We start from the raw sequence: 9,905 nt of genomic DNA, 5'->3' as shown, positions 1-9,905 counted from the left end.
GGTGTTCCGGTTTTTGCGTTCCGTGTGTTTGTCCGTGCCGTTGATGGGGGGGGGGCCGGGGCCCTACTGGTGGCCCCCGGGCCACGGCGGCGGGGTTCGTCAGGCGAGCGCCAGGCTGATCTGGTCGTCGAAGACCACCCAGTGCTGTCCGGGGTCGGCGGCGTTGCACGGCTTGGTGCCGACGCTCGGGGTCTGCCAGGCGTTGGCGAGGCAGTAGGCCGGGGCGAAGGTGAGGGTGATCTGCTGGCCCGAGACGGTCCAGTACTGCCCCTGGTCATTGGGGTCGCACGGCTTCACCGAGACGGCCTGGGTCCCCCAGGTGTTGGCGAGGCAGTAGCCCCGGGCGTTGCTGAGGGAGATCTGCTCGCCCGAGAGGGTCCAGCGCTGGCCGAGGTCGCTGGGGTTGCACGGCCTGGTGCCGATGTTCGGGGTGTTCCAGGTGTTGGCGAGGCAGTGGAGGCCGGGGGTGCGCGGGCTCGCCTGCGCGGTGTCGGCGGCGCCCGCCCCGACGGTCGGCAGGAAGGAGGCCGTCAGCGCCAGGGTCGCGACGGCGAGGGACTTGCGGAGAGCAAACACCATGACGAGTCGGTTTCCGTTCTTTCAGCGGCCATCTGGTTCGTGCACGGCCGTGATGTGCTTCGGCAGCTCGGTTCGAGTGCGTGCCAATTGCAGCAGTCGGGTGCCGACGAACGGGCCGAGTCGGGTGAGGATTCAGCCGAACGGCTCATCATGGCGGTCTGGTGTTCGGTGGGCGGGCGGTTGTGCCGATGCTGCCGCCGCCTGCCTCAGGGGCGCAGGTGCGCCGCGACGTAGGGGACGGCGATCTGGTCCACCCCTCGGGCGCGGCCGAAGGCCGGGTGGACGTTGACCTCGAAGACCACGCCGCCGTTCTCGGCGGCGAGGTCGACGCCGGCCAGCGGGAGGCCCAGGGACTTGGCCGCGATGATCGCCAACTCGGCCAGAACCGGTGGGAGTTCGTCGATCTCCAGGGCGGTCGAGGAGGCGCCCCGGCACTCGTTGCAGGGCGCGTCCGGGTCCGGCTGGACGTGCTCCACCGCGCGGACGGCCCGGCCGCCCAGGACGACCACCCGGTACTGGTGGCGGCGCCCGTCGGCGGTGAAGTTCCGGGCGTCCCGGGCGAGCAGCCAGTCGGTGTCGAGCGCCGCGTAGTGTCGTGCGGCGGCGGCCAGTTGGGCGTGGGTGGTGACGTGGAAGACGTCCTCGCCGCCCATGCCGACGCACGGCCGGGCCCAGACGTCGCCGCCGAGTCGCGCGAAGGCCTCGGCGGCGGCCTCCGGCGTCGGTCGGGAGAGCGTGATCGTCGGCATGTGCGGCACGCCGTCACGGGTGAAGCGCTCGACCGTGCGGTCCTTCTCGGTCGCCGCGCGCCAGGCCTCGACGTCGGTGCCGAGCGAGCGGACGCCGGACGCGTGCAGCAGCCGCTGGCAGTGGGCGAAGGCGGGGCGCCGGTGCGGCGGGATCTCGTAGACGACCACCGCGTCCGTGGTCACGACGCGCCCACCGGCCTCCAGCCGGGCGGTCCCGTCGCCCACCGCCTCGATCCGGCCGGTGGGGCCGACGCCGAGAGCGCCGTCCGTCATGAAGTGCCGCGCGTCGAGCAGGACGGGCTCGCGGCCGGTCAGCCGCCGGGCGGCGATCGCCATCGCCTCCCGGGTGCCTTCGGTCGAGCTGTGGTCGGTCAGAAGAACGAGGTCTCGTCGGCCCATGGGGCCATGGAAGCGGCGCGCGCCCGTGCGCGGCAAGGAGGTCCCGTGAGCCATCCGGGTAAGGCCGTGGCCTGAACCGGCCGGGCCGGGCGGGCCCGGCGACCCCGCGGCCCTGCTCGGCCCGGCCGCCCCGCCCGGCGCCGGAGGTGATCGCTGAACTGGCGTCAGTCGGCCAGCACCGCGATCCGGCCGGTGCTGCGCCCGTCGGCGACCAGCTGGACGGCCTCCGCGGCCCCGGCCAGCGGCACCCGGGCGCTGACCAGGGGCCGGACCACGCCCTGCTCGGCGAGCTTGCTCAGCTCGTCGTGGGCGGCCTGGACGGCACGCGGGTCGTGGGTGTTGTAGAGGCCCCAGTGCAGGCCGAGGATCGCGTAGTTCTTCACCAGGGCGTGGTTGAGCGCGGGGGCCGGGATCTGCCCGGCGGCGAAGCCCACCACCACGATCCGGCCCTCGAAGGCCACGCACTTGGTGGAGCCGGTGTAGGCCTCGCCGCCGACCGGGTCGAAGACCACGTCCGCACCGCGCCCGCCGGTGAACTCCTTGACGGCGGTGACGAAGTCGCCGGCCGTCCGGTCGACCACCAGGTCGGCGCCGAGCGCCCGGGCCGCCTCCGCCTTGGCCGCGCCGCCGACCACGGCGACCACCCGGGCCCCGGCGGCCCGGCCGAGCTGGACGGCCGCGCTACCCACTCCGCCCGCCGCCGCGTGCACCAGCAGGGTCTCCCCGGCCCGCAGCCGGGCCCGTCGGTGCAGGGCGAACCAGGCGGTCTGGTAGCCGATGTGCAGCGCCGCCGCCTCGGCGTCGTCCAGCGCCCCGGGCGCCGGGAAGGCGGCCGCGGCGTCCAGCAGCGCGTACTCGGCGAAGGCGCCGTGCGGCAGCACCGGGTTGCCGATCAGCCGCTCGCCCCGCCGGGCGCCGTCGGCGACCTCGCCGCACAGCTCCACGCCGGGGGTGAACGGCAATGGCGGGCGGAACTGGTACTGCCCGCGCACCATCAGCGCGTCCGGGAAGTTCACCGCCGCGGCCCGGACCCGGACCAGCAGCTGCCCCGGGCCGGGCACCGGCCGTGCCACGTCGTCCGCCAGCCGCATCACCGCGGCCGGCTCGCCGAGCTCACCCACCTGCCAGGCCCTCACAGTGCCTCGCTCCTCTCCAGTTCCTGCTGGAGCCGGTTCATCCCGGCGATCCAGCGGTCCGGGTCGGTGGCCCGGACGCGGTAGTACTCGGCGGTCTCGGCGTGCGGCAGGATCAGGAAGCGCTCCTCGCGCAGCCCGTCCAGCGCCGCCTCGGCGACGTCCTCCGGATCCAGTGCGGTCGGCGCGAGCAGCGCCTCGCCGACCGCGCCGGTGGAGGCCAGCATGTCGGTGCGCACGCCCTGCGGGCAGAGCGCGTGCACCTTGACGCCGCGGTGGCGGTAGGTGGCCGAGAGCCACTCGGCGAAGGCGAGCGCGCCGTGCTTGCTGACGGCGTAGGGGGCCGAGCCCAGCATGGTGAGCAGTCCGGCGGCGGAGACGGTGGCGAGGAAGCGGCCCCGCCCGCGCTCCAGCCAGCGGGGGAGCAGCAGTTCGGCGGCCCGGACGTGGGCCATCACATTGACCTCCCAGGCGCTCGCCCAGGCGGTGGCGGGCGCGTCGGCGCCGCCGACCGGGGCGACGCCCGCGTTGGCGCACCACACGTCGATCTCGCCGAGTTCCGTACGGGCCCGGCCGGCCAGGGCGGCCAGACCGGTGGCGGAGGCGGCGTCCCCAGGCAGGGCGGTACCGCCGCAGTCCTTCGCGACGGCGTGGACGGCCTCGGCGTCCAGGTCGTTGACCACCACCCGGGCGCCGGCCGCGGCGAAGGCCCGGGCCAGCGCGGCACCGATGCCCCGGCCCGCGCCGGTCACCACCACGCCCTGGCCCTCGAAGCCCGTCACGGCCCCCGTCACAGCCCACCGCCGAGGGTGACCCCGCCGTCCACCACCAGGGTCTGGCCGGTGATCCAGCCGGCCTCCGGGGAGAGCAGGAAGGCGACCGCGCCGGCGACGTCCCCGGGGACGCCGAGCCGGCCCAGCGGGTAGGCCTTGGTGACCTGCTCCTCGCGGCCCTCGTAGAGCGCCTCGGCGAACTTGGTCTTCACGACCGCGGGGGCGACGGCGTTGACCCGGATGCCCTGCGGGCCCAGCTCCGCGCCGAGTTCGGTGGTGAGCCGGATCAGCGCCGCCTTGCTGACGCCGTACATGCCGATCCCGAGCGAGGCGCGGATGCCGGCGATCGAGGCGACGTTGACGACCGAGCCGCCGTGCTCGCCCATCCACGCGGCGTGCGCCCGGCGGGTCCAGGCCAGCGGGCCGAGCACGTTGACGGCCATGATCTTGGCGGCGGCGGCCTCGTCGGTCTCCAGGAACGGCCCGTACACCGGGTTGATGCCGGTGTTGTTGACCAGGTGGTCGAGCCGGCCGAAGGCCTCCAGGGTGCGGGCGACGGCCTCCTCCTGGTGGGCCGGGTCGTCGGCCTTGCCCGCGACCGCGATCGCGTTCTCCGGGCCGCCGAGGTCGCGGACGGCCTCGGCGAGCGGCTCGGGGTTGCGGGCGGTGAGGCAGACCTTGGCGCCGCGCTCGACCAGTTCGCGCGCGATGCCGAGGCCGATGCCGCGGCTGGAACCGGTCACGACGGCCACCCGGCCCTTGAAGGAGTGCACCACGGAGGGTCCTGCCTTTCCCGCGAGGGTCTTGAGTTCGAGACTGCCGACCGGGGCGGCGTGGGCTGACCGGTCGACTGGGCTGACTAAGCGCTTGCTCAGCATGGTGTCGGTGCGGCAGCCTGTCAACAGTCCGCCGGACCGCGACGGACGGCCGACGGGAAAGCCCGTACGAATCCTCTGGGAGGATGGCGCCATGACCAGCACGCCGATCGCCGACCTCTGGCCGACCCTGCCCGGCGCCGACACCCGCCCCGAGGCGGCGTACCGGCTGCTCCAGGCGGCCGTCGAGTCGTTCGCGGAGCGCGGCTTCCACGCCACCACCACCCGGGACATCGCCACGGCGGCCGGAATGAGCCCCGCCGCGCTGTACATCCACTACCAGTCCAAGGCCGCCCTGCTCGCCGAGATCAGCCAGGCCGGGCACACCGCGACCCTGGCCCTGGTGCGGGAGGCGGCGGCCGGGGACGGCGGTCCGGCGGAGCGGATGCGGCGGCTGGTCGAGCAGTTCACGGCCTGGCACGCCCGGGCCCGCACCGTCGGCCGGGTGGTCAATTACGAGCTGCACGCGCTGCCCGAGGACGCGTACGCCGTCGTCGCGGCGCTGCGCCTGGACATCGAACGCGAGGTCAGCACACTGATCGAGGCGGGCGTGGCGGCCGGGGAGTTCGAGGTCGCGGAGGTGCGCACGGCGGCCCGCGCGGTCACCTCGCTGGGCATCGACGTCTCCCGCTGGTACACGGAGCGCTCCTCCGGGACGCCGGAGGAACTCGGCCGCCGCTACGGCGAGTTGGTCCTGCGGATGCTGGGCGCCCGGATCTGAGCGGAGCGCCGCCCGGCTCCGGGGCGGGGGCTCCCTTGACCGGCCCGGGGCGGGCGAGCAGACTCGTATACGAAGTACGTGTGCCTCGTAGGCGTACGGCGCCACTCGAAGGCGCCCCCGGCCCGGTCGGACGGACCCTGTGCTCCCTACGGCCGCCCGAGCGCATTCGTCAGGGCGCCCGCCACGACCGGTCGTGGCGGGCGCCCCGCTGTCGGGCCCGATGGCTCGGGGGTGTTCAGACGGTGAGGCAGAACTGGACGAGCCCGGCGTCCACGTCGAGGACGATCGTCTCCATCTCCGCCCACAGCGGGTGGAACTCCTTGCCCCACTCGACGGTGAAGCCGAGCACCTTGCCCTGGCCGGGGTCGACGAAGTGGCGGGAGAAGACGTAGTCGTCGCTGGTCCCGCTGGTCGGGTAGAGGTGGAACCCGGTCAGCGGCTTGTAGGCCCTCCCGTGCACGCTGTGGGCGCCCTGGCAGAAGGCGGTGGCGAGTTCGAGGGCCTTGTCGGCGTCGTCCTTGGGGATGTACTCGGCGTAGGCGGTGTCGTTCGGGAGTCCGCGCTTGCCGTCGTACCGGGGGTTCCGGAAGTTCATCGACGGGTCGTCGGACTGGTTGTCGTCGTCGCCCCAGTTGTAGAGCATGTCCTCGGAGTAGCTGTGCACGTCGACGAACCACCTGGTCGCCGGGAACCGGTCCAGCAGCCAGCGGACGTTGCGGGTCTCGGGCTCGGAGAACGCGCTCGGTCCCTCGTAGACCTGCTGGTCGCACGGGTTGGTCGAGACCTGGGGGGTGGCGGTCGGGGCGAACGCCTTGGTGAAGTCGAAGAGGAAGTCGTAGTTGCGGTTGATGTCGACGCCGATGCAGTCGGGGTTCGAACTGCCGCCGGAGTTGGCCGGGTTGCGGTTCTTGCGCCACATCGGGTCGACGGTCTGGCTGTACAGCCGGCCGTCCGGGTTGACCAGGGGGAAGACCACGAGGTCCAGCCGGGTGAGCAGGTCGTGCACCTGTCGGGCGGTGAAGGTGGTGCCGTGGTAGCCGAGGCCGGTACCGGCCTGGTAGGCCTCCAGCAGATCGGCGGCGAAGTGGACCAGGATCTCGCAGCTGCCCCACTCGCGGGCGTGCACACCGCCGATCAGCATCACGCAGTGTTTGGGGAATGCGGCGGGGGCGCCGATCACCAGGGCGTGGGCGGTGCGGCCCTCGACCGAGGGCTCGGGGAGGGTGACGAGCTCGGTGGTGCCGGGGTAGGCGGCGGCCAGGCCGGTCACCGCGGACTCGACCTCGGTGATGTTCAGGTACGACATGACGGGCCTCCCGGCTCAGCCGGCGAGCTTGGCGGCCAGGCCGCGCGGGACGGCGTCGGCGGCGGCGAACCGGTCGCCGGTGCCGACCTCGGCCTGGGCGGCCCGCCCGGCCTCGCTGGCGTTCCCGATCTGGGTGACCGTGACGTCCTCGCGTTCGAGGGTCGCCACCTGGTCCTCGGGGGCGTAGACGTCGATGCCGACGCGGCCGTCCGGCTCGACCTGCGGGCGGCCGCCGGTGTCGGGACGGGCCTCGCGCAGCAGGGCGCGCAGGGCGTCCGCGTCCCTCGCGGTGACGCGGAGCTTGAGGATGTCGGGCCGGGTGGGTGGTGTGGATGGGACGGCGGACATGGTGACCTCTGGTGACGAGTACGGATATGTCCGACGTGTACCTCGTATCCTCAGGATCCGCCGTCACCGTAGAAGGCGTCAAGGGGCGGCTCCGGCATCCCGTTCAGCAGAGTTTCCAGGCCGGCCAGCATCTCGGCCTGGTCGTCGAACTCGGCGAAGCGGGGGACCAGCGCGCGCAGCCGCGGGAACTCGGTGGCGGACAGCCGGTGCAGGCCCAGCCGCAGCGCCGGGTCCGGCTCCTCCGGGTTGTCGACCACCTGGCGCTTGTCCACCAGCAGGCAGCCGAGGTTCCAGGCGACGAAGGTGCGGTAGACGGTCAGGGCGGCGGCGTCGTCGAAGCCGGCCCGCCCGAGCACCGACAGGATGTGCTCGGTGAGTTCGAGCGCCGGGACCGGCCGCCGGGACACCGGGACGGCCAGCGGGCGGGTCGCCACCAGCGGCAGGATCTCGGGGTGGGCGTGGGCCACGACGGCGAAGGCCTTGGCGATCCGGCGCAGCTCCGTCCGCCACCCCGGCTCGTGCGGGCCGCTGCCGGCGCTGGTGCGCAGCCGGGCGTTGATCTCGGTGAAGTAGGCCTCGGTCAGGCCGTCCAGCAGGGCTTCCTTGCCGGGGGTGTAGCGGTACAGCGCCATCGACTCGACGCCGAGCTCCGCGGCCAGCCTGCGCATGGTGAGCGCGCCGAGCCCCTCGCGGTCCACCAGTGCCACGGCGGCCTGGAGCACCAGGGGGCGGCTCAGGCGCCCCCGCTTCTCGGGGGCATCCCGCTCGACCATGGCCGTACTCCTCCGAGTCGGTGCCGGCGCTGTCGGCCTGCCCTGCCCTGCCCTGCCCTGCCGTACCCCGTTGTGCCGTGTCGTACCGGGCGGGTGGTGGCAGGTTACGCAGCGGATACAGAACCAGGATACAAGGTATGAATAGGGGGAAAACAGGTCGTCGGGGCGCCCAGTTTGACCACGGACCGTAGCCGATGGCCGGTCGGTGGCCGATTGGTGGCCGGTCGGCGGCGATCCGGCTCAGCCGAGCAGCAGCCGGACGGCGAGCCAGCCCACCAGGGCGGCCGAACCGAGGGCGGTCAGCAGCCGGCCGCGCGCGCCGGTCAGGGCCCGGCCGAGCAGGGCGCCGCCCGACGCGAGCAGCAGCTGCCAGCTGGCGGAGGCGGCGAGGACGGCGGCGGTGAACACGGCCGGGGAGAGGGCGCCGGAAGCGCTGCCGCCCCGGCCGCGGCCGCCCATGACGAACGCGGCGAAGTAGAGCACGGTGAGCGGGTTGAGCAGGGTGATCCCGAGCAGGGTGAGGAAGGCCCGGGCGGGGCCGGGCGGAGTCGCGGGAGCCGTCACGGTGGCGGAGCGGCGCCCGCGCAGGGCGGTGGCGGCGGTGCGGACGGCCAGGGCGAGCAGCACCAGCGCCGAGCCGATCCGCAGCGGGCCGGCGAGCGGTTCCAGCAGCGGCGCGAGGCCGCTGCCGCCGAGGGCCGCGAGAAGCGCGTAGAGCCCGTCCGCGGTGGCGACGCCGAGGGCGGCGCAGGCCCCCGTGCGCAGCGACGTCCGGGCCGTGAGTGCCACCAGGTAGGCGCCGACGGCCCCCACCGGTACGGCGACGCCGTACCCGGCGAGCAGCCCGGCGACCAGCGCGGCCCTCACGCGCGTGCGCGGTCGGGCCTCCGGGTGCGGCCGGGCCGCTGCTGGACGGCGGCCGGGCGGGCGGAGACGGTCACGGACAGCGGGCGGGCGGGGGTGCGGGTCATGGGCCGATGGTGGCGGCCGCATCGACGGGGCGCAAGTGGTTTCGTCGACGGGGGCGGGTAGCGTGGGGCGCTCCGATGAGCACTGGCCGGAGGAGGCTCCGATGAGCAGTCAGAACAACCGCGTCAGCGAGCTGTTGGCCGAGGTCTGGGCGTCCTGGGCGGAGCGCGGCGCCGCCCTGGGCGCGGAGGACTGGGACCGGCCCACCCGGCTGTCCGAATGGACCGTCCGGGACCTCTACGCGCACGTGGCGCCGGCGCCGGAGCAGTTCGCCGGGCTGCGCGAGGCGGTGGTCGAGGGCCCGGCCGTGCTGACCGGCGGGGCGGAGATCCTGCGGACGTTCAACCGGCCGGGCGGGATCGCCGACACCGCCGCCGGGCAGATCGCCGACATGGCCAAGGAGACCGCGAAGGCGACCGAACCGGCCGTGCTGATCGCCCGGTTCGGTACCGAGGGCCCGGCCGCCCTGGCCGGGATCGCGGACCTCCCGCCCGAGACCGTGGTGGCGCACCAGCTGCTCGGGAAGGTGACGGTGGGCGCGCTCGGCGAGGTGGCGCTGATGGAGGCCACCGTCCACCTGCTGGACCTGATCGCGGCGGTCGGCGGACCGGCGCCCGCCGAGGAGGCGTTGCACTTCACCCGGGGCCTGCTGGCCGAGGCGGCGGACCCGGTGGCCTTCATCGAGGCCGCGGCGGGGCGCAGTTCGGAGCCGGTGCTGCCGGTCATCCGCTGAGCGGCGGGGCCCGGGTGTTCCCGGTCAACCGACCGCGCTGGTCAGTCGTATGATCTGCACCAGGGAAGACGGGATAGGTGGGGGCGTCAGTGGACTCGCTGTGGAACCTGTGGTGGCTGGTGCCCGCCGTGCTCTACGGGGGCGGATCGATCGCCCACCGGGTGCGCCGGGACGTGAAGGAGCGGCACGAGCGCAAGCTCGAACTGCTCGACGCCCAGCACCGGCAGCGCCTGGCCCTGGACGCGGCCAACCGGCCGCCCGAGCCGGTCTGCGGCTGCACCCACCACCTTGCCAAGCACGACAAGCAGGGCCGCTGCCACGAGGTGGTCGAGACGCCCACCGCCTGGGACGCCGAACGCCGCCCGGTGCGCTACGAGCCCGGGCAGTGCAACTGCCAGCAGTACGTGGGGCCGGAGCCGCTGGGCACGGTGTACGCGCCCGAGCTGATCGACCCGCGCTGAGCCGTCTCCGGGTCGAGGGGGGGGGGGGGGGGCCCCGGGGGGGGGGGGGGGCGGCCCCCCCGGCGCGGTCCGCGGGCTGGTAAAAC

The 9,905-nt window shown here is 74.3% G+C and carries 12 protein-coding genes; 3 read left to right on the top strand and 9 right to left on the bottom strand.

Annotated features, from left to right (window positions below; all coding sequences use genetic code 11):
• Nucleotides 1-99: 99 nt before the first annotated feature.
• The 5 genes from ACFV1W_RS12145 to ACFV1W_RS12125 form a co-directional block, all read right to left on the bottom strand.
• Nucleotides 100-579, bottom strand: a complete 480-nt coding sequence (locus tag ACFV1W_RS12145) for a ricin-type beta-trefoil lectin domain protein (protein WP_380415566.1) — start codon at nucleotides 577-579, stop codon at nucleotides 100-102.
• 206 nt (nucleotides 580-785) lie between these two features.
• Entirely contained in the window at nucleotides 786-1,727 is a 942-nt protein-coding gene (locus tag ACFV1W_RS12140) for a RimK family alpha-L-glutamate ligase (RefSeq protein ID WP_380415564.1), read from the bottom strand.
• Between the two features lie 164 nt (nucleotides 1,728-1,891).
• Nucleotides 1,892-2,863, bottom strand: coding sequence for an NADPH:quinone oxidoreductase family protein (locus ACFV1W_RS12135; RefSeq protein WP_380415562.1), 972 nt, complete (start codon nucleotides 2,861-2,863; stop codon nucleotides 1,892-1,894).
• A complete protein-coding gene (locus ACFV1W_RS12130) occupies nucleotides 2,860-3,642 on the bottom strand; it encodes an SDR family NAD(P)-dependent oxidoreductase (protein ID WP_380415560.1) in 783 nt (260 codons plus the stop codon). Before ACFV1W_RS12130 ends, ACFV1W_RS12135 begins: the two co-directional genes overlap by 4 nt.
• Before the next feature lie 8 nt (nucleotides 3,643-3,650).
• Nucleotides 3,651-4,409, bottom strand: a complete 759-nt coding sequence (locus ACFV1W_RS12125; protein WP_380415559.1) for an SDR family oxidoreductase — start codon at nucleotides 4,407-4,409, stop codon at nucleotides 3,651-3,653.
• A gap of 193 nt (nucleotides 4,410-4,602) precedes the next feature.
• Between ACFV1W_RS12125 and ACFV1W_RS12120 the strand changes: the two genes are divergently transcribed.
• On the top strand, nucleotides 4,603-5,229 hold the full coding sequence (locus ACFV1W_RS12120; RefSeq protein ID WP_380415557.1) for a TetR/AcrR family transcriptional regulator: 627 nt from the start codon (nucleotides 4,603-4,605) through the stop codon (nucleotides 5,227-5,229).
• 235 nt (nucleotides 5,230-5,464) lie between these two features.
• Here the strand turns inward: ACFV1W_RS12120 and ACFV1W_RS12115 are convergent, their stop codons facing one another.
• The 4 genes from ACFV1W_RS12115 to ACFV1W_RS12100 all read right to left on the bottom strand — a co-directional run bounded on the left by ACFV1W_RS12115 (nucleotide 5,465) and on the right by ACFV1W_RS12100 (nucleotide 8,523).
• Complete coding sequence (locus ACFV1W_RS12115) at nucleotides 5,465-6,535, bottom strand: M14 family metallopeptidase (protein WP_380415556.1); 1,071 nt, start codon at nucleotides 6,533-6,535, stop codon at nucleotides 5,465-5,467.
• Nucleotides 6,536-6,550: 15 nt separating this feature from the next.
• Complete coding sequence (locus ACFV1W_RS12110; protein ID WP_380415554.1) at nucleotides 6,551-6,883, bottom strand: hypothetical protein; 333 nt, start codon at nucleotides 6,881-6,883, stop codon at nucleotides 6,551-6,553.
• Nucleotides 6,884-6,933: 50 nt separating this feature from the next.
• Nucleotides 6,934-7,656: a TetR/AcrR family transcriptional regulator gene (locus ACFV1W_RS12105; protein ID WP_380415553.1), complete on the bottom strand. Its 723-nt coding sequence runs from the start codon at nucleotides 7,654-7,656 to the stop codon at nucleotides 6,934-6,936.
• Nucleotides 7,657-7,896: 240 nt separating this feature from the next.
• Nucleotides 7,897-8,523 (bottom strand): LysE family transporter, encoded by a 627-nt coding sequence (locus ACFV1W_RS12100; RefSeq protein WP_380415551.1) that lies wholly within the window; start codon nucleotides 8,521-8,523, stop codon nucleotides 7,897-7,899.
• A 205-nt stretch (nucleotides 8,524-8,728) separates the two neighbouring features.
• On the opposite strand from ACFV1W_RS12100, the gene ACFV1W_RS12095 reads away from it, so the two are divergent.
• A complete protein-coding gene (locus ACFV1W_RS12095) occupies nucleotides 8,729-9,358 on the top strand; it encodes a maleylpyruvate isomerase N-terminal domain-containing protein (protein ID WP_380415549.1) in 630 nt (209 codons plus the stop codon).
• Between the two features lie 128 nt (nucleotides 9,359-9,486).
• Complete coding sequence (locus tag ACFV1W_RS12090; protein WP_380415736.1) at nucleotides 9,487-9,819, top strand: hypothetical protein; 333 nt, start codon at nucleotides 9,487-9,489, stop codon at nucleotides 9,817-9,819.
• Nucleotides 9,820-9,905 lie beyond the last annotated feature (86 nt).

It is taken from the genome of Kitasatospora sp. NPDC059648, from assembly GCF_042734825.1.
Lineage (GTDB): Bacteria > Actinomycetota > Actinomycetes > Streptomycetales > Streptomycetaceae > Kitasatospora.
Note: the sequence above shows the minus strand (reverse complement) of the source record. Positions and strands in the feature narration are given on the sequence as shown.

Coding starts and splice junctions, on each gene's coding strand:
- ACFV1W_RS12145 (WP_380415566.1), bottom strand. CDS start 579: ATGGTGTTTGCTCTCCGCAAGTCCCTCGCCGTCGCGACCCTGGCGCTG.
- ACFV1W_RS12140 (WP_380415564.1), bottom strand. CDS start 1,727: ATGGGCCGACGAGACCTCGTTCTTCTGACCGACCACAGCTCGACCGAA.
- ACFV1W_RS12120 (WP_380415557.1), top strand. CDS start 4,603: ATGACCAGCACGCCGATCGCCGACCTCTGGCCGACCCTGCCCGGCGCC.
- ACFV1W_RS12115 (WP_380415556.1), bottom strand. CDS start 6,535: ATGTCGTACCTGAACATCACCGAGGTCGAGTCCGCGGTGACCGGCCTG.
- ACFV1W_RS12110 (WP_380415554.1), bottom strand. CDS start 6,883: ATGTCCGCCGTCCCATCCACACCACCCACCCGGCCCGACATCCTCAAG.
- ACFV1W_RS12105 (WP_380415553.1), bottom strand. CDS start 7,656: ATGGTCGAGCGGGATGCCCCCGAGAAGCGGGGGCGCCTGAGCCGCCCC.
- ACFV1W_RS12095 (WP_380415549.1), top strand. CDS start 8,729: ATGAGCAGTCAGAACAACCGCGTCAGCGAGCTGTTGGCCGAGGTCTGG.